The 17,571-nt window shown below is 74.8% G+C and carries 19 protein-coding genes; 10 read left to right on the top strand and 9 right to left on the bottom strand.

From position 1 onward, the window contains the following. Positions 1 to 122 precede the first annotated feature (122 nt). The gene (locus ACIQBJ_RS09460) at positions 123 to 848 is read right to left on the bottom strand and encodes a YcnI family protein (RefSeq protein ID WP_400706267.1); all 726 of its coding nucleotides are present in this window, start codon (positions 846 to 848) and stop codon (positions 123 to 125) included. A gap of 132 nt (positions 849 to 980) precedes the next feature. Beyond that, positions 981 to 1,808 carry a hypothetical protein gene (locus ACIQBJ_RS09455; RefSeq protein ID WP_400706264.1) on the bottom strand — a complete coding sequence of 276 codons (828 nt, stop codon included), beginning with the start codon at positions 1,806 to 1,808 and terminating at the stop codon, positions 981 to 983. A gap of 230 nt (positions 1,809 to 2,038) precedes the next feature. On the opposite strand from ACIQBJ_RS09455, the gene ACIQBJ_RS09450 reads away from it, so the two are divergent. From ACIQBJ_RS09450 to ACIQBJ_RS09425, 6 genes are all read left to right on the top strand, one after another. After that, a complete protein-coding gene (locus ACIQBJ_RS09450; RefSeq protein ID WP_400706261.1) occupies positions 2,039 to 2,668 on the top strand; it encodes an ATP-binding protein in 630 nt (209 codons plus the stop codon). A 112-nt stretch (positions 2,669 to 2,780) separates the two neighbouring features. Then, positions 2,781 to 4,028 (top strand): MFS transporter, encoded by a 1,248-nt coding sequence (locus ACIQBJ_RS09445; RefSeq protein WP_400706258.1) that lies wholly within the window; start codon positions 2,781 to 2,783, stop codon positions 4,026 to 4,028. Between the two features lie 129 nt (positions 4,029 to 4,157). Further along, a complete protein-coding gene (locus ACIQBJ_RS09440) occupies positions 4,158 to 4,550 on the top strand; it encodes a YciI family protein (protein ID WP_400708109.1) in 393 nt (130 codons plus the stop codon). Positions 4,551 to 4,600: 50 nt separating this feature from the next. After that, a complete protein-coding gene (locus ACIQBJ_RS09435; RefSeq protein WP_400706255.1) occupies positions 4,601 to 4,834 on the top strand; it encodes a hypothetical protein in 234 nt (77 codons plus the stop codon). A gap of 78 nt (positions 4,835 to 4,912) precedes the next feature. After that, positions 4,913 to 5,518 (top strand): TetR/AcrR family transcriptional regulator, encoded by a 606-nt coding sequence (locus tag ACIQBJ_RS09430; protein ID WP_400708107.1) that lies wholly within the window; start codon positions 4,913 to 4,915, stop codon positions 5,516 to 5,518. A 71-nt stretch (positions 5,519 to 5,589) separates the two neighbouring features. Further along, positions 5,590 to 6,522: an alpha/beta fold hydrolase gene (locus tag ACIQBJ_RS09425; RefSeq protein ID WP_400706252.1), complete on the top strand. Its 933-nt coding sequence runs from the start codon at positions 5,590 to 5,592 to the stop codon at positions 6,520 to 6,522. An 81-nt stretch (positions 6,523 to 6,603) separates the two neighbouring features. Here ACIQBJ_RS09425 and ACIQBJ_RS09420 read toward each other — a convergent pair whose 3' ends face one another. Both ACIQBJ_RS09420 and ACIQBJ_RS09415 read right to left on the bottom strand, forming a co-directional pair. Further along, positions 6,604 to 6,831: a DUF5302 domain-containing protein gene (locus ACIQBJ_RS09420; protein WP_400706249.1), complete on the bottom strand. Its 228-nt coding sequence runs from the start codon at positions 6,829 to 6,831 to the stop codon at positions 6,604 to 6,606. A gap of 84 nt (positions 6,832 to 6,915) precedes the next feature. After that, entirely contained in the window at positions 6,916 to 7,047 is a 132-nt protein-coding gene (locus tag ACIQBJ_RS09415; RefSeq protein WP_400706246.1) for a hypothetical protein, read from the bottom strand. Positions 7,048 to 7,212: 165 nt separating this feature from the next. On the opposite strand from ACIQBJ_RS09415, the gene ACIQBJ_RS09410 reads away from it, so the two are divergent. After that, positions 7,213 to 8,034 (top strand): integrase, encoded by an 822-nt coding sequence (locus tag ACIQBJ_RS09410; RefSeq protein WP_400706243.1) that lies wholly within the window; start codon positions 7,213 to 7,215, stop codon positions 8,032 to 8,034. 7 nt (positions 8,035 to 8,041) lie between these two features. Here ACIQBJ_RS09410 and ACIQBJ_RS09405 read toward each other — a convergent pair whose 3' ends face one another. Further along, positions 8,042 to 8,593, bottom strand: a complete 552-nt coding sequence (locus ACIQBJ_RS09405) for a 1,4-alpha-glucan branching protein (protein ID WP_400706240.1) — start codon at positions 8,591 to 8,593, stop codon at positions 8,042 to 8,044. Between the two features lie 98 nt (positions 8,594 to 8,691). Here ACIQBJ_RS09405 and ACIQBJ_RS09400 point away from each other — a divergent pair, with 98 nt between their 5' ends. Beyond that, positions 8,692 to 9,528 carry a hypothetical protein gene (locus ACIQBJ_RS09400; RefSeq protein ID WP_400706237.1) on the top strand — a complete coding sequence of 279 codons (837 nt, stop codon included), beginning with the start codon at positions 8,692 to 8,694 and terminating at the stop codon, positions 9,526 to 9,528. 34 nt (positions 9,529 to 9,562) lie between these two features. Here the strand turns inward: ACIQBJ_RS09400 and ACIQBJ_RS09395 are convergent, their stop codons facing one another. Together ACIQBJ_RS09395 and ACIQBJ_RS09390 are read right to left on the bottom strand one after the other, a co-directional pair. Next, complete coding sequence (locus ACIQBJ_RS09395) at positions 9,563 to 10,522, bottom strand: pirin family protein (RefSeq protein ID WP_400706234.1); 960 nt, start codon at positions 10,520 to 10,522, stop codon at positions 9,563 to 9,565. Between the two features lie 127 nt (positions 10,523 to 10,649). Next, a complete protein-coding gene (locus ACIQBJ_RS09390) occupies positions 10,650 to 11,138 on the bottom strand; it encodes an SseB family protein (RefSeq protein ID WP_400706231.1) in 489 nt (162 codons plus the stop codon). A gap of 212 nt (positions 11,139 to 11,350) precedes the next feature. Here ACIQBJ_RS09390 and ACIQBJ_RS09385 point away from each other — a divergent pair, with 212 nt between their 5' ends. Together ACIQBJ_RS09385 and ACIQBJ_RS09380 are read left to right on the top strand one after the other, a co-directional pair. Further along, complete coding sequence (locus ACIQBJ_RS09385) at positions 11,351 to 13,180, top strand: acyl-CoA dehydrogenase (protein WP_400706228.1); 1,830 nt, start codon at positions 11,351 to 11,353, stop codon at positions 13,178 to 13,180. Positions 13,181 to 13,395: 215 nt separating this feature from the next. Next, entirely contained in the window at positions 13,396 to 14,697 is a 1,302-nt protein-coding gene (locus tag ACIQBJ_RS09380) for a M18 family aminopeptidase (protein WP_400706225.1), read from the top strand. Between the two features lie 43 nt (positions 14,698 to 14,740). On the opposite strand, the gene ACIQBJ_RS09375 is transcribed toward ACIQBJ_RS09380, so the two are convergent. Next, positions 14,741 to 16,561: an NHL domain-containing thioredoxin family protein gene (locus ACIQBJ_RS09375; RefSeq protein ID WP_400706222.1), complete on the bottom strand. Its 1,821-nt coding sequence runs from the start codon at positions 16,559 to 16,561 to the stop codon at positions 14,741 to 14,743. Positions 16,562 to 16,606: 45 nt separating this feature from the next. Beyond that, entirely contained in the window at positions 16,607 to 17,074 is a 468-nt protein-coding gene (locus ACIQBJ_RS09370; protein WP_400706219.1) for a helix-turn-helix domain-containing protein, read from the bottom strand. Positions 17,075 to 17,571 lie beyond the last annotated feature (497 nt).

Here is a 17,571-nt window from a genome sequence, read left to right as displayed (position 1 = left end):
TGGGGGGGGGGGGGGGCGGGGGGGCGGGGGGGGGGGGGGGGGGGGGGGGGGGGGGGGGGGGGGGGGGCCGCGCGGGGGGGGGCCGCCGGGGGCCCGGGGGGCGCCCCCGCCCCGGCGTTGCGTCAGGACTGCGCGGAACGGCGGCGCAGCCCGGCCGCGCCGAGCGCCGCGCCGACCACGCCGACCACGATGCCGACCACGCCCAGGGTGCGGGCGGTGGAGTCCGAGGACTTCGCGGCCGCCGCGTCCTGCTTGCTGGCCGCGTCGTCGGAGTGGTGGTCCGCCGGGGCCCCGGCGGCCGCCCCGGCCTTGGTCAGGGCCAGCGTCGGGGCGGGCTTGGCCGGCTCGGGCTGCCCGTCCTTCGACTCCTCGATCCAGCGGACGACGTCACCGTTGTCGTACGTCTGCAGCGCCTTGAAGGTCAGCTTGTCGGTGTCGCTCGGCAGCGCGCCCAGCGAGACCCGGAACTCCTGGAACTGCCCGGGCGCGATCTTGGTGCCGGCGTCCGCGGTCCAGGTGATCTTCGAGACGGCCTCGGTGATCTGCTGGCCGTGCGAGTCCAGCGGCTTGTCGAGCTTCGACTTCTCCAGCACCGCGGTCCAGCCCGGCAGCGGCTGGGTCCGCACCGAGGCCATCGGGTGGTCCATCGGCAGGTTGACCTCGATCTTCACGGTCGAGGCGGTGTCGCTCTCGTTCGGCACCCGGAACGCCACGGCCGTGTACCCGCCCTGCTGGGCGTTGCCCGGCTGGACGGTGACGTGCGCGAACGCGGGAACGGCGGACGCCAGCAGGGCGCCGGCCGCCACCACGAGCGCGCCGACGGAACGACGGGCGGTGAGGGAACGCATCAGGGGACTCCAGGGGAGAAGAGGGGGCCGCGCCAGGGCGGCGGGAGGAAAGGGGTGACGCGCCGTCCCGCGCACGGCGCGGACACGGCGACAGCGGGCGCACGCCCGGACCCCGGTCTCCCCGGAGCCCGCTCAGCGCGCGAACGCCCCCGCGGGCGGTCCCCTGCGCAGCACGCAGTGCCGCAGCGCCGCCGCCACCGGCAGCGGCCAGTCCTCCGGACGCCCGCCCGGACGCCGTACGGCCGGCCGGTCCGTCCCCAGCAGCAGCGCCGACAGCAGCGCCACCGCCGTCCGCAGCGGGGCCGCCCAGCCGCGGGCGGTCAGCGCCACCGTACGGACCAGCCGCCACAGCGCGGCCTCGCCGCGCCGCAGCCACCAGCCCGCCACCAGCGCCGCCGCCAGGTGACCCAGCAGCATCGCCGGGCTCAGCCCCAGCCAGCCCTCCGGGTGCGGCACCGCCGCGGCGGCCACCGCCCGCGGGTCCAGACCCGCCGCGCTCACCACCTGCTCCGCCGTGGTGTCCAGCGGGACGACCGTCAGCCCGTCGCCGGGCGTGTCGTTGCACAGCAGTCGGCCCGCGACCGCGGCCAGCGGGTCGACGGCACCGTTTCCGGCCATCTGCGCGTGCGCCATCGGCGCACCGCCGCCCAGCCCGCCGCCGAAGAAGTGGAACAGCAGGTGCAGGCCCAGCTGCCCGGCCGCCAGCGCCCCGGCTATCGCCCCCAGCGAGCGTTCCCGCCCGCCGGCCAGCGCCGCCGCCGCGCACACCGCGGCGAAGCCCGCCGCCAGCGTGTCCGGCGCCACCGCGCCGCCCGCCCGGGCGTGCCCGAAGGCCGCCACCAGCGTGCACACCAGCGCGAACGGCACCGCCCGCAGCACCCGCAGGTCCCAGCCGGCCGCTGCGGCCCGCGCGGCGGGCAGGGCGGCGGGCCGGCGGGCGGCGGCGGTGGGGTCAGTCATGGCCGGGCCATCATCTCACCGCCTACACGCGTCGCCGGGGCAGGGGCCGCAACCCGCCCCGAATGGCCAGAACCCGACCGGCGCACTCACCCGTCCGCGCGCCGATCGGCACACCCGACAGGACCAGTCCATCCGCCGAACGGGCGGTAGCGGCGAACGCGGACGGTTCACCGCGCGCGGCCGAGGAGATAGCTAGTTGTATGTGGAGCCGCAGCCAGGAGGGATCTCCCGTGGACATCTGGTGGACTCTGCACCTCAAGCGCGACCCGGCCAGCGTGCCGCTCGCCCGCCGCATCCTGCTCGGCGCGATGGACTCCGCCGGGGTCGACCCGCAGATCGCCTTCGACCTCGGCCTCGCCCTCACCGAAGCCTGCGCCAACGCGGTCGAGCACGCCGCTCCCGCCCACGCCGGCGACACCTACCAGGTCACCGCCTCGCTCAGCGGCGACCGGGTGCGGATCGAGGTCGCCAACACCGGCACCCCGGCCGCCCCCCGCCCGGCCCCGCCCCGCCGCGCCGACCGTCCCGCCGACCGCCCGGCCGACCGGCCCGCCCCGCGCTGCCGCACCCGCCGCGGCCGGGCCTCCGTCCCCGCCCGGGTGCTGGCCGCCGCCCGCCCCGCGAACCGCACCGCGCCCTACGACACCCACGTGCTCCCCCCGCTGCGCGCCGCCCTCCCCGCCCCCGTCTGCGACACCCTCCCGGAGCTGGAGGCCGAGTCCGGCCGCGGCCTGTTCCTGATCCACGCCCTCGCCGACCACGTCCAGCTCCGCACCCACCCCCAGCGCGGCGCCACCGTCAGCTTCGACAAGCTGCTCACCCCCGGCGCGGCCGCCGCCCTGCTGCGCACCGCCTCCTGATCCGACACCCCGTCCCACCCCGCCCGCCGCCGCCCCGTCCCACCTCCCGAAACCCGCCGGCGGCGCGTCCGGCTGCTCCGGTTATGGTCTAGTCCAGTCACCGGAGGGGACCATGACCACCACCACCGCGGAGCCGGTCTCCGCACCCCGTCGCGCGCTGTCCCGGATGGGCCAGGCCCTGCGCGGACGCGACTTCCGCATCTGGTTCGCCGGACAGCTGACCTCCGCCTCCGGCGCGCTCGCCCAGGGCGTCGTGCTGTCCTGGATGGTCTACCAACTCACGCACAACGCCGTCTGGTTGACCGTCCTGACGGCCTGCACCTGGGGCCCCACCCTGCTGCTCGGCCCGTGGGCCGGCGCGCTGGTCGACCGCTCCGACCGCCGCCGCCTGCTGATGGTCACCCAGAGCCTGATGCTGCTCCTCGGCCTCGTCCTGGCCGCGACCACCGCACTGTTCGGCCAGCACCTGTGGCTGCTGCTGGCCCTCGCCACCTGCACCGGCCTGGTCGCCACCGTCGACTCCCCCGCCCGCCAGGTCTTCGTGGTCGACCTGGTCGGCGCGGGCTCCGTCGCCAGCGCCGTCGGCCTCTGGGAGGTCGCCCTGAACGCCTCCCGGGTGATCGGCCCGGCCGCCGCCGGCGCCCTGCTCGCGGCCGGCGGCCCCGCCCTCGCCTTCGCCTTCAACGCCCTCACCTACCTCGCCCCGCTGCTCGCGCTGGCCCGGCTCCGCGCCCCCGCCGACCGCACCGCCGACCGCCCCGCCGCCGCCGAGCGCGGCCCGCGGGCGAGCGCCCGCGAGGGACTCGCCTACGCCCGCCGCTCCCCGATCGTCCGCGGCCTGCTGCCGATGTCCGCCGCCAGCGGCCTGATCTTCGCGATGAACCTCACCGTCCCGCCGCTGGTCGACCGCGCCCTCGACCTCGGCCCGGCCGGCTACTCGACGCTGATGGCCGCCTTCGGCCTCGGCGGCCTGCCCGGCGCCCTGCTCGCCGCCGCCGCGCCCGAACCCACCCCGCGCCGGGTCCGCACCCTCGCCCTCACCACCTCGGTCGCCGTCCTCGCCACCGCGCTCGCCCCGAACGCCTGGGCCGCCGTGGCCGGGATGTTCGCCGTCGGCCTCACCTCGATCTGGTACATCGCCAGCGCCAACACCCTCGCCCAGCTGCGCTCCGCCCCCGAGATGCGCGGCCGGGTGATGTCGCTCTGGGGCAGCGCGATGACCGGCACCCTCCCCTTCACCGGACTCGCCGTCACCTTCGTCGCCCAGGAGGTCGGCGCCCGGACCGGCTTCGCGATCTCCGGCGGCGCGCTGCTGCTCACCACCCTCGCCGCCTGGCGGGCCCTGCGCCCCGCGGTCTGACGCCCCCGGAGGACGACCGGGAGGACGGCGGTGAGGACGGCTGGGGCGACGATGTCGAGAACGGCGCCCCGGTTCCGACCCCGGGGCGGAGACCGACCGCACCGTGAGGAGCCCGCCGCCGTGCCGTACATGCTGCAGCTGCACTTCAGCCAGGCCGACACCGCCGTCCCGCCGATCCCCGACTGGGACCCGGCGGCCGTCGCCGCCCACCTCGGGTACATGCGGGACGCCGTCGCCGAGCTCACCGCCACCGGCGAACTCGTCGAGGCCCGCGGCCTGGCCGAGCCCGGCACCGCCCGGATCGTCCGCGCCACCGGTGGCGCGCCCGCCGTCGTCGCGGGCCCGTTCCCGGACGGCAAGGAGTTCCTGTTCGGCTGGTGGATCGTCGACTGCGGGCCCGAACGGGCCGTCGAGCTGGCCGCCCGGCTGTCGGCCGCGCCCGGGCCCGCCGGGGAGCCGATGAACATGCCGGTCGAGGTCCGCGCGCTGATGTCCGAACCGCCGGGCGTCGACCGACGGTAGGCAGCGACGGCGAATTGCCGGGAATGTCCGACCGGCGGACCATGGTGATCATGATGCACCAGATGCGCGCCGAGACCGACCCGACCGGCGCCACGGACTCCGTGGTCAGCTGGCACATCGTCCGCGACGCGGACCCCGTCGCCCTCTGCGGCCGGGAGCTCTCCCCGGCCGCCCCCGTCCGGGACGCCGCCCACTGGACCGGCGACCCCGACCACAACTGCCACACCTGCGGGGCGCTCTTCCTGCGCGAGGCCCCGTACCTCCCGGAGGAGCACACCGGCTGACACCGCCGGGCCCGGTCCGGGGCGCGGCGGCGTAGCCTTGACGGCGCCCTGTTCGCGCGCTGTGGAGGTGTTCCCGTGGTGGTCGTTTCCTCGACGGACGGTCGGGTCCAGCGCGGGAACGAGACCCGGCGCGCGGTGCTCGGCCGGGCGGTGCAGATCGCCTCGGTGGAGGGCCTGGCGGCGCTCTCGATCGGACGGCTGGCCACCGACCTCGGACTCAGCAAGAGCGGCGTGTTCGCCGGCTTCGGCTCCAAGGAGGAGCTGCAGCTGGCCACCGTCCGGGCCGCCCGCCGGATCTTCTACGACCGGGTGGTCGCCCCCGCGCTGGAACTGCCCGCCGGGGCCGGGCAGGTGCGGGCGCTGTGCGAGCACTGGATCGACTACTCGCGGGGCCGGGTCTTCGAGGGCGGCTGCTTCTTCTACGCGGTGACGGCCGAGTTCGACGCCCGCCCGGGCCAGGTGCGCGACGCCCTGGCGGCGGTGGCGCTGGAGTGGGAGACCCTGGTCACCGACCTGCTGCGGGCCGCGCGGGCGGCCGGCGAGCTCCCGGCGGACAGCGACCCGGAGGAGCTGGCGCTGCTGCTGACCGGCCTGATGGACAGCGCGAACGTGCTCGCGGTGCTGCACGACGACCCGTCCCGCTACGACCGGGCGCTGCGCGCCATCCACCGCCTGCTCGGCTGACCCCGCGGTTCCCTCGTCGGGCGCCCCGTCGCCCCTAAAAATGAACGAACGGTCGTGCTAATATCTCGCCCATGGCTCCCACCGTCGCCCTGCTGGGCACCGCGCTGAACGCCGCCTCGCACGTCGCCACCGCCCCGCCGGGCCGGGTGGCCTTCGAACTGTTCCGCCGCCCGGTCCGCCGCAGCCGGGTCCGCCCGGCCGAGCGGGAGCTGCACGACCGGGCCGCCACCGGGGAGCTGACCGTCAACGGCAAGCGGGTGCGCACCTACCGGTGGGGCGACGGGCGCCGGCCGGTGCTGCTGGTGCACGGCTGGCAGTCCCGGGCGTCCCGGTTCGCGCCCTGGGTCCGCGGACTGCTGGACCAGGGGCTGAGCCCGGTCGGCTTCGACGCGCCCGGCCACGGCGACTCGGCGGGCCGGGCCACCACCATCCTGGAGTACCAGGAGCTGATCGGGCGGCTGGCCGAGCGCCACGGGCCCTTCGAGGCCGCCGTGGCGCACTCCTTCGGGGTCTGCTGCACCTTCCTGGCGATCGCCGAGGGGGTGCCGGTCGGACGGCTGGTCGCGGTCGCCGGGGTCGCCGAGTTCGACTTCCTGGCCGGGGGCTTCGCCGCCACCCTGGGCCTCAACGACCGGCTGCGGCGGGACCTGGTCCGGCGGATCGAGGACGTCCTGCTGCCCGGCGCGGGCGACGTGCGGCAGCGCTTCGACGCCACCCGCCGCCCCGAACTGGTCACCGCGCCGATCCTGGTGGTGCACGACGAGGACGACGACGTCGTCCCGCTGCGCCAGGCCCACCTGCTGCGCGAGGCGTACGGCGACCGGCAGTTGCGGCTGATCACCACTCAGGGCCTGGGCCACCGCCGGGTCCTGACGGAGCGGACGGTGCTCGACAACGCGCTCGCCTTCCTCACCGAGGACGCCGAGGACGCCGAGGACGCCGGGCAGGCCGGGCGCACCGAGCAGGCCGGGCGCACCGGGCGGACCGCGGCCCCGGCCGGCTGAGCCCGCCGCACACGCCGGACGGCCGGCCCGGTGCTCCTCGCACCGGGCCGGCCGTCCGACCGTCGGGGGACCGACGGGTGCTCAGCCGCCGCTCTTGCGGCGGAAGGTGCGCTTGCCGCCGGCCGCGGCGTGCGCGCCGTGGATCTTCGAGTCGCCGCCGGGGCCGCCGGCCGCGTTCCGGTTCCCGCCGCCCTTGCGCTGCAGTGCGGCCAGGAACTTGGCCTTCTGGTCGTCCGGCGCGGCCTGCTCGGGGCCGTCGGCGCTCGCCTCCGGCGCGGGTTCGGCGGACGGGGCGGTGTCGCTGCTCATGCGGGACCTCCTGGACGGGAGCGGGTGTACCGGTCACACCCTGCCATGCCGGGCGGGGGTGCTGTCAGCCGATATCGCGCACGGTCAGCCCCGGCGCGCCGCGGCGTGCGCGCCCTCCCGCTCGTCGCGGTACTGCAGGCCGCCCATCAGGAACAGCAGGGCGAGGGTGGGGAAGCCGATCGAGGCGATCACCAGTACGAAGAACTGCCAGACCATGGGACGCTCCTGTCGCGGATCGGGTGGACGGGTCGAGGGTCCGGACCGGCGGCCGCCGAACGCCGCCGATTGTCATATCTCGTCCCATTATGTCCGAATCATTCCGCGCACGGATCGCTGTCCGACCCCTGTTCCGGGCCGGACGCCGCCCGCAGACTGGTGGGCATGCGGGTAGAGCTGGCAGTTGACGCGCGCCGCCCGGACCGGGGCTGCGAGGACTTCGCCGCGGCCACCCCGGAGGCCCTGGTGCTGCTGGACGGGTCCAGTACGCCGGAGTCGCTGGCGACCGGCTGCACCCACGGCACCGCCTGGTACGTCCGCCGACTCGGCGTCCACCTGCTGGCCCGGCTCACCGACCGCGCCGACCGGACGGTCGCCGAGTGCCTGGCCGACGCGATCGCCGAGACCGCCGCCCTGCACGGCGGCCGCTGCGACCTGGCCAACCCGGCCACCCCCGCCGCGATGGTGGTCGCCGCCCGGCTGCGCGGCGACACCCTGGAGTACCTGGCGCTCGGCGACTCCCTGCTGGTCCTGCACCCCGAGCAGGGGCCGCCCCGGGTGATCGGCGACAACCAGCGCTTCCCCGGCGGCGAGGAACTGCGCCGCCAGGTCTGGTCCACCGTCCCCGGCAGCGCCGAGCGGGCCGCGCTCCACCTCCGCTACGCCACCGCGGTCCGGGCCGCCCGCAACACCGGCCACGGGCCGTGGATCGCCGCCGCCCTCCCGCGGGCCGCCGAGCACGCCGAGACCGGCGCCGTCGCCCGGGCCGGACTGCGCGGCGCCGCCGCCCTCTCGGACGGCGCCGCCCGCTTCACCGACCGCCTCGGACTGGGCAGTTGGGCCGACGCCGCGCACCTGCTCGCGGAGGCCGGACCGGCCGAGCTGATCGCCCGGGTCCGGGCCGCCGAACGCACCGACCCGCACTGCCTGCGCTGGCCGCGCAGCAAGGCCCACGACGACGCCGCCGCGCTCTACGCCCGGCTCTGACCCGCCTTCAGGAGGCGCTCAGGAACACCGCCCGGACCGCCGAACCGTCCGGCGCGGTGTACCCGGCCACCACCTCGCCCGCCGCCGGGCCGTCCGCCGCGCCCACCGGCGCCAGCACCCGGCGCAGCACCGCCCCGGCCGCCCCGGCCACCGGCGCCACCGCCACGCTGCCGTCGGCCACGTCGCTCTCGCTCTGCATCTGCGCCACCGCCTCGCCGCGCAGCAGTCGCGCCAACTGCTCCCGCACCACCGGGTCCCGGTCGCCGTCGTAGAACCACCTGGTCCCCAGCACCCCGTGCTCGGCCACCCCGATCAGCGCGCCCTCGCCGGCCCCCGCCAGCTCGGCCCCCCGGTACGCCATCGGCACCAGGTACGCGTCCCGCCCGTCCGTCACCACCATCAACTCGATCCCGACCTCCCCCGCCGGGTCGTCCAGCCGGAACCCGCCCGCCCGGACCAGCTCGCCGCCCCGCCCCAGGAACCACTCCTGCCGGGGCAGCCACCCGGCCAGCAGCTCCAACTTGCCCGGCTCCAGGGTGGTCCGGTGGATCGTCGCCATGCCCGCCTCCTGCTTCGGTGGAATCTCCTCCGCCCAGCCTACGGACCGGCCCGGCCGGTAGCGTGGGAGTCCGGAACGGGACGGGGGAGGGCCGGGGGATGGGGATCAGGCGGGTCGGCGAGGAGGCCGGGCGGCGGGCCGGGGCGGCGCTGGGGGCGGTGACCGGGGCGGTCGCCTCGGCCCGGTCGAAGGCCGGTGCGGACTGGGCGCGGCGGGCCCTGGAGAGCCATCCGAAGCCGGGCGTCCCGCTCGACGGGCCCTGGGAGGTCTCGCTCGCCGGGCTGGTCGGCCGCCTCCCGCACGTCCCGGGCCCCGCGGTGCGGCTGCTGCACCTGCTGGACGGGCTCGGCCAGGTCGTGGTCGGGCCGGCGGAGGTCGGCTTCGACGGCGGGACGGTCGCCTGGGAGAAGGTGCTGGAGATCCGCTGCCACAGCACCGTCGACCTGCTCCCCGAGGTGGTGGTCGACCGCGAGGTGGACCGCGTCCGCGAGTTCCTGCCGCCCGTCCCCGGCCGCAGGTGGCTGGTCACCAGGGCCGCCGAGGCGCTGCTCACCATCGGCCTGGCGGCGACCGCCGCCGCCGAGCGGCAGGAGCGGTCGCTGCCCTGCGAGATCGTCGTCAAGAACCTGGTCGGCCGCCCCAAGAGCCTGCCCGGCGGCCTGTTCGCCGCCTCCGTCCTGACCCTGGTCCCCGAGGCCGGGGCGGCCCTGCTCGCCGCCGCCGAGGAACGCGGCGTCAAGGTCACCGTGGTCGACGACCCGATGACCGGCGTCCACGCCGAACGCGCCGCCCGACTCCGCGGCGCCACCGACCGCCTGACCGACGCGCTCCGCCGCCTCCGCGCCGCCGACCCCGAGGACGCCAAGGCCGAGGTCGGCGCCGCGGCCCTCGCCGAACTGGAGCAGCTGCGCACCCCGGCCCCGTCGCAGGACTGAGCGGTCCGGCGACGGGGCGCGGGGTGACGCGGGGTCAGTTCGCGTCGGCGGGGATCGTGCCGAGGCGGCCGGCCTGGAAGTCCTCCATGGCCTGCTGGAGTTCGCGGTGGCTGTTCATCACGAACGGGCCGTAGTGGGCGACCGGCTCGCGGATCGGGAGGCCGCCGAGCAGGACGAACTCGAAGGTGGCGGAGCGCGAGTCCTGCTTGTCGTCGGCGCGGACGGTCAGGCTGTCGCCGTCGCCGAAGACCACGGCCTGGCCCAGGTGGAACGGCCGCCGCTCCTCGCCGGCCGAGCCGCTGCCCGCGAGGCCGTAGGCGAGGGCGTTGAAGTCGGCGCGCCACGGCAGGGTCAGCTGGGCGCCGGGGGTGAGCGAGACGTGCGTCATCGTGATGGGGGTGTGGGTGGCGCCGGGGCCCTGGTGGCCGTCGATCTCGCCCGCGATGACCCGGATCAGCGCGCCGCCGTCCGCGGAGGTGAGCAGCTTGACGCTGCCGCCGCGGATGTCCTGGTACTTCGGGGCGATCATCTTGTCCGAGGCGGGCAGGTTGACCCAGAGCTGCAGGCCGTGGAACAGGCCGCCGGACATCACCAGCGACTCCGGCGGGGTCTCGATGTGCAGCAGGCCGGAGCCGGCCGTCATCCACTGGGTGTCGCCGTCGGTGATGGTGCCGCCGCCGCCGTGCGAGTCCCGGTGGATGAAGGTGCCGTCGATGATGTAGGTGACGGTCTCGAAGCCGCGGTGCGGGTGCCAGGGGGTGCCCTTCGGCTCCCCGGCGGCGTAGTCGACCTCGCCCATCTGGTCCATCATGATGAACGGGTCGAGGAACTTGGTGTTGATCTTGGCGAAGGCGCGGCGGACGGGGAAGCCCTCGCCCTCGTAGCCCTCGGGGGCGGTGGCCACGGTCAGGACCGGCCGGGCCGTGCTGTGCGCCGGGTCGGGGGTGGTCACGCGCGGGAGGGTCAGTGGGTTCTCGACGGTCACGGCGGGCATGTCGGCCTCCTTCGGGGGTCTGTGGCCTACGTCCACCACAGTAGTTCAATGCTCAACAACTCGCAAGGTTGAACATTGAACTACATGGGCGCATTCCCCCCGAGGGGGCCGTCCGTGGAGGGTGGGGTCAGCCGTACATCCGGCGCATGGTGAAGTCCACCATCTGCTCGACCGCGCGGGCGTCGAACACCATCCGGTGCTCGCCCTCCATGTCCAGGGCGAAGCCGTACCCGGTGGGCAGCAGGTCGAGCACCTCGGCGCCGGTGACCGAGAAGTGCTTGGACTCCTTGCCCGCGTAGCGCTTCAGCTCCTTGAGCGAGCTGAACATCGGGATCACCGGTGTCGGGGTGTTGTGCAGCGCCAGGAAGCCGGGGCGGTCGCCGCGCGGGCAGTACACCTTGGAGGTGATGAAGATGGCCTGGAAGTCCTCCACCGGCATCGCCCCGGTGGTGAAGGCGCGCACCGCGTCGGCCAGCGAGGGCGGCGAGGGCTCGGGGTAGAGCGACTGCTGGGCGGCCTGCGGGTCGCCGTACCCGGGGCCGGGCATGCCGGGCATCCCCTGCTGCGGCTGCTGCTGGTAGGGGTCCTGGTAGGCGCTCTGCTCGTAGCCGTACACGGGACAAGGCTATCGGGCGCGGCCCCGCTCGGGGACGGGTGATCCGCACAATCCGGGAGCGGGCCCCGTTGTGGGACGTGACCACGTTCATACCCTTGTCACGTCGGAGGGCTTGAACAAGTTACCAACGGGTAGCATCATGGGGCGTACTGGTGGGTAAGCGGTGCGCCGGAAGCGGCCGCCCGTGGAGCAGACGAACCGGAGAAACGGTCATGGGTCACTACAAGTCCAACCTGCGGGACGTGGAGTTCAACCTCTTCGAGGTGTTCGGCCGCGACCAGGTGTACGGCACCGGTCCGTTCGCCGAGATGGACGTCGACACCGCGAAGAACATCCTCAGCGAGATCTCCCGGCTGGCCGAGAACGACCTCGCGGCCTCCTTCGTGGACGCCGACCGCAACCCGCCGGTCTTCGACCCGGAGACCAACACCGCGCCGATCCCGGCGACCTTCAAGAAGAGCTACCAGACCTTCATGGACGCCGAGTGGTGGCGCCTGGGCATCCCGGAGGGCATCGGCGGCCAGGTCACCCCGAGCTCCCTGGTCTGGGCGTACGCGGAGCAGGTGCTCGGCTCGAACCCGGCGATCTGGATGTACTCCTCCGGCCCGGCCTTCGCCGGCGTCGTCTTCGACGAGGGCACCGAGGAGCAGCAGAAGGTCGCCCAGCGCATGGTCGAGGGCCTCTGGGGCGCCACCATGGTGCTGACCGAGCCCGACGCGGGCTCCGACGTGGGCGCCGGCCGCACCAAGGCGGTCAAGCAGGAGGACGGCTCCTGGCACATCGAGGGCGTCAAGCGCTTCATCACCTCGGGCGAGCACGACATGTCCGAGAACATCATCCACCTGGTGCTGGCCCGCCCCGAGGGCGGCAAGCCGGGCACCAAGGGCCTGGGCCTCTACATCGTCCCCAAGTTCGACTTCGACTGGGAGACCGGCGAGCTCGGCGAGCGCAACGGCGCCTACGCCACCAACGTCGAGCACAAGATGGGCCTCAAGGCGTCCAACACCTGCGAGATGACCTTCGGCGCCAAGCACCCCGCCAAGGGCTGGCTGCTCGGCGAGACCGTCGACGGCATCCGCCAGATGTTCAAGATCATCGAGTTCGCCCGGATGATGGTCGGCACGAAGGCCATCGCCACCCTCTCCACCGGCTACCTGAACGCGCTGGAGTACGCCAAGGAGCGCGTGCAGGGCGCCGACCTCGCGCAGTTCATGGACAAGACCGCGCCGCGCGTCACCATCACCCACCACCCCGACGTGCGCCGCTCGCTGCTGACCCAGAAGGCGTACGCCGAGGGCATGCGCGCCCTCGTCCTCTACACCGCCTCGGTGCAGGACGACATGCTGGCCGCCCGCCTGCGCGGCGAGCACGACGCCGCCGCCGAGCGCCTGAACGACCTGCTGCTGCCGATCGTCAAGGGCTACGGCTCGGAGAAGTCCTACGAGCAGCTCGCCCAGTCCCTGCAGACCTTCGGCGGCTCCGGCTACCTGCAGGAGTACCCGATCGAGCAGTACATCCGGGACGCCAAGATCGACACCCTGTACGAGGGCACCACCGCGATCCAGGGCCAGGACTTCTTCTTCCGGAAGATCGTCAAGGACGGCGGCCAGGCGCTCACCGCCGTCAACGAGCAGATCGGCAAGTTCCTCGCCACCGGCGAGGGCGGCGCCGCCCTCGCCGCCGAGCGCGACCTGCTGGCCGCCGCCGCCGGCGACCTGGAGGCCATCGTCGGCAAGCTGATCGCCGACCTGACCGCCGTCGAGCAGGACCCGAAGAACATGTACAAGGTGGGCCAGAACACCACCCGCCTGCTGCTGGTCTCCGGCGACGTGGTGGTCGGCTGGCTGCTGCTGCGCCAGGCCGCCGTCGCGCTGGCCAAGCTGGAGGCGGGCGCGTCCGAGAAGGACGTCCCCTTCTACCAGGGCAAGATCGCCGCGGCGAAGCACTTCGCCCGCACCGTGCTGCCCACCACCGCCGCGCAGCGCCAGATCGCCGAGGCGATCGACAACGAGCTGATGGAGCTCGCCGAAGAGGCGTTCTGACCAGGCGGTCCTCCCGGGCCGCCCGCCTGACTGCCTGACCCACCCTCACGTCGCGGGGCCCGGTGCTGCACCGGGCCCCGCGGCGTTGTGTAGCGCCCCGTTCACTGTTGTGTCACCGTTGCGGAGTTCTCGCGGCCCTGTCCGTGTACGGGCATATGCTCAGGGGAGGGCCCTGCAACCCCACCAGGCCCGGCCGCCCTCAACCCAGGAGCAAAATGTCGACCGCCGCCCGTACGGCCCACTTCGACCGGAAGCACACGGACGACCTCATCGCCTTCCTGGCGGCCTCCCCCTCCCCCTACCACGCGGTGGAGAGCGCGGCCGAGCGGCTGGAGCGGGTGGGCTTCCGGCGGGTCCGCGAGACGGACGCCTGGGAAGGCGGCAGCGGCGGCCGCTACCTGGTCCGCGGCGGCGCGCTGATCGCCTGGTACGTGCCCGAGGGCGCCGGCCCGGCCACCCCGTACCGGGTGGTCGGCACCCACACCGACTCGCCCAACCTGCGGGTCAAGCCGCTGCCCGACACCGGCTCGGCCGGCTGGCGGCAGGTCGCGGTGGAGATCTACGGCGGCGTCCCGCTCAACACCTGGCTCGACCGGGACCTCGGCCTCTCCGGCCGGCTCGCGCTGCGCGACGGCTCCACCCGCCTGGTGCACCTCGACGAGCCGCTGCTGCGCGTCCCGCAGCTCGCCATCCACCTCGACCGGCAGGTCAACGAGGGCCTCAAGCTCGACAAGCAGCGCCACCTCACCCCGATCTGGGGCCTCGGCGACACCACCGGGGGCGCCCTGCTGGAGTACGTCGCCGAGCGGGCCGGCCTGGCCGCCGCCGACGTCGTCGGCTGGGACCTGATGACCCACGACGTCCAGCCGCCCGCCTACCTCGGCCGGGACCGCGAGCTGCTGGCCGGCCCCCGCCTGGACAACCAGCTCTCGGTGCACGCCGCCACCGCCGCGCTCGCCGCCGTCGCCGAGGCCGGCGGCGAACTCCCGTACATCCCGGTGCTCGCCGCCTTCGACCACGAGGAGACCGGCAGCGAGTCCGACACCGGCGCGCAGAGCCCGCTGCTCGGCAACGTCCTCGAACGCTCCTGCTACGCGCGTGGCGGCAGCCCCGAGGACCGGGCCCGCGCCCTGGCCGGCACCGTCTGCCTCTCCTCCGACATGGGCCACGCCGTCCACCCCAACTACAGCGAGCGGCACGAGCCCGGGCACCACCCGCTGCCCAACGGCGGCCCGATCCTCAAGGTCAACGTCAACAACCGGTACGCCACCGACGCCGTCGGCCGGGCCGTGTTCACCGCCGCCTGTGAGAAGGCCGGCGTCCCGTGGCAGACCTTCGTCTCCAACAACGCGATGCCCTGCGGCACCACGATCGGCCCGATCACCGCGGCCCGGCTCGGCATCACCACCGTCGACTGCGGCATCGCGGCGCTCTCCATGCACTCCGCCCGCGAGCTGTGCGGCGCCGAGGACCCGCACTACCTGGCGAGCGCCATCAAGGCGTTCCTGGAAGGCTGACCCGCCGTCAGGGTGCGGGGGAGGCCCGCACCCTGAAGCCCGGTCAGTCCATTCCGGCCAGCACCAGCGGCAGCCGGTCCGCGCCGCCCGCCACCAGCTTCACCGGCACGCCCCAGTCCTGCTGGTGCACGTGGCAGGCCGGGTACTCGACCGCCGGATCGTCGTCGCAGGACGCCGCCATCGCCGAGACGTGCAGCACGCCCTCCGCCACCGCGTCCGACAGCACCAGCTCGCGGGAGAGCGCGGTGTCCGCGCCCGCGCCCGACACCAGCAGCTCCGGCGGCGTCGCGGAGACCAGCAGCCGGGTCGACGGGCCGTAGCGCTCGTCCAGCTTCTGGCCGGTCGGCGCGGAGAACACCACGTCCAGCCGCAGCGCACCCGGGGCGACCTCGGTGGCGGCCCGCCGGGTGCGGTGCGCCACCGCCTCCACCCGGACCGCCTCCTCGGGCAGCCGCAGCCTGGTCAGCCGGTGCCGGGCCGACTCCACCACCACGATGTCGCCGTCCACCACCACCGCACCGGACGGCTCCCGCAGGTCGGTGGCGAGCGTGCTGACCTCGCCGCTCACCGGGTCGTAGCGGCGCAGCGCCCGGTTGTAGGTGTCGCTGACCGCGACCGAGCCGTCCGGCAGCACCGTGACGCCCAGCGGGTGCTGGAGCAGGGCCTGTCCGGCCGGACCGTCCCGGTGCCCGAAGTCGAACAGGCCGGTACCGACCGCGGTGCGGACCTCGTGGCCGCCGCGCTCCACCCAGCGCACCGCGGAGGTCTCCGCGTCCGCGACCCAGAGCCGTCCGCCGTCCGCGGCGACCGCCAGGCCCGACGGCTGGGCGAACCACGCCTCGGCGGCCGGGCCGTCGACCAGGCCCTCGTTGGTGGTGCCCGCGGCCACCCGGACGGTGCCCGCCACCGGGTCGAACGCCCACAGCTGGTGCACGCCCGCCATCGCGATCCACACCTCGCCGTCGAAGAACGCGACGTCCCACGGCGAGGACAGGTCCACCTCGCGGGCCGGGCCGGCGGTCGGCGAACCCTGCCACCACTGCTTGCCGGTGCCCGCCAGCGTGGTCACCGCGCCGTCCGCGAGCCGGACCCCGCGCAGCGCGTGGTTCACCGTGTCCGCCACCACCACGTCGTAGCCCAGGTCGAGCCCCTCCGGCACCAGCGCCAGGCCCTGCGGCTCGCTGAACCGCGGCTCGGCCCCGTCCACCAGGCCGCGCACGCCGTCGCCGATCCGCCGCACCACGCTCTCGCCGTCCCCGTCCAGCTCCACCAGCGCGTGGTGCCCCGAGTCCGCGACCAGGTAGTGCCCGTCCGGCAGCCGCACCGCCTTGCCCGGGAACCGCAGGTCCCCCGCCACCGGCTCCGGCGGCACGTACGGCCCGTCGCCGCGCCGCAGCGTCCCCTTCGCCGCGTGCTCCGCCTCCAGCTCCTCCACCAGCTTCGCGATCGCGTGCGCGTGCCCCTCACCGGCGTGCTGCGCGACCACGTACCCCTCCGGGTCGATCACCACCAGCGTCGGCCAGGCCCGCACCGCGTACTGCTTCCACGTCACCAGCTCCGGATCGTCCAGCACCGGGTGGTGCACCTCGTACCGGGCCACCGCGTCCACCACCGCCCCGTGGTCCGCCTCGTGCACGAACTTCGGCGAGTGCACCCCGACGATCACCACCGTGTCCCGGTGCTTCTCCTCCAACTCCCGGAGCTCGTCCAGGACATGCAGGCAGTTGACGCAGCAGAAGGTCCAGAAGTCCAGGACGGTGATCTTGCCCCGGAGATCGGCCAGCCGGATCTCCTTGCCGCCGGTGTTGAGCCATCCACCGCTGCCGACCAGTTCAGGGGCGCGGACACGTGCACGAGAAGCCATGCCACCATCCAACCCCATCCGGCACCGGGGGCATTCCGGGGCGGGTCAGCAGGTGGCGGCCAGGCTGTCGAGGCGGTGGGCGAGATCGGCCAGCCGGAGATCCGGCTCGACGGCGAGGACCGCGCCGACCAGGCGTGCCGCGGCGGCGGACCCCGAGCAGGCGCGGATCAGGGCGGTCCGGACGGCGGGTTCCCAGCTGTGCGGGTCGACTCCGCCGACGGTCTCCAGCACGAGCAGCACCTCCGGGTCGGAGAGCGGTTGCTCGTGGGACGGCCGGGCCGGGGGATTGCCGGTGCCCGCCTCGACCATCGCCCGTGCCCTTGCCCCCTCCAGGCCGAGCGCGGAGACGATCCGCTGCAGGGAGTCGGCGCGCGGTCTGCTCCGGCCCCGTTCGAGATTGCCGATGGCGCGGGCACTCAGCCCGGAGCGTTCGGCGAGCGACTCCTGACTGAGCGACGACTCCTCCCGGAAGCGACGCAGCAACTGCCCGAAGCTCTTCCCCTGTTCGTGCACCAGCCCCCCCAGGCCCCGTGATCCGGGTTCCCAGGATAAGCAACCACGGGCGAGACATCGGTCACTTGGAGTGACTATGGCGTAGGTCACGTCGGAGGGGCTGTGGGGGCGGATGTGGGAGGAGGGGTGAACTTCCGGTGGAACTTCCTGGTCCCGCAGTGCCCTTGAGTAAAGGATCGGTTCTGCACGATCCGATTCCGGGCCGTGCAGCGGGCGGCCCCGCCGTGCCGGGCGGGACCACCTCGCGTGAACTCCTCGTACCACCGCACTGCCATCAGCCACACCAGTGGCACGACCGAAGGAGTTGTTCCCATCATGGCACTTCGCAAGCGCGTGACGGCCCTCGCCCTGACGGGCGCCACCGTCCTCGGGCTCGGGGTGGCGGGGGGCGCGCCCCCCCCCCCCCCCGCCCCGGGGGGCCCCCCCCCCCGCCCGGCCCCCCGCCCCCCCCCGCCCCGGGGGGAAAAACCCCCCCCCGGGAGGGTCGCCGGCGGCGG

The sequence above is a fragment of the Kitasatospora sp. NPDC088391 genome (assembly GCF_044753345.1).
GTDB lineage: Bacteria > Actinomycetota > Actinomycetes > Streptomycetales > Streptomycetaceae > Kitasatospora.
Note: the sequence above shows the minus strand (reverse complement) of the source record. Positions and strands in the feature narration are given on the sequence as shown.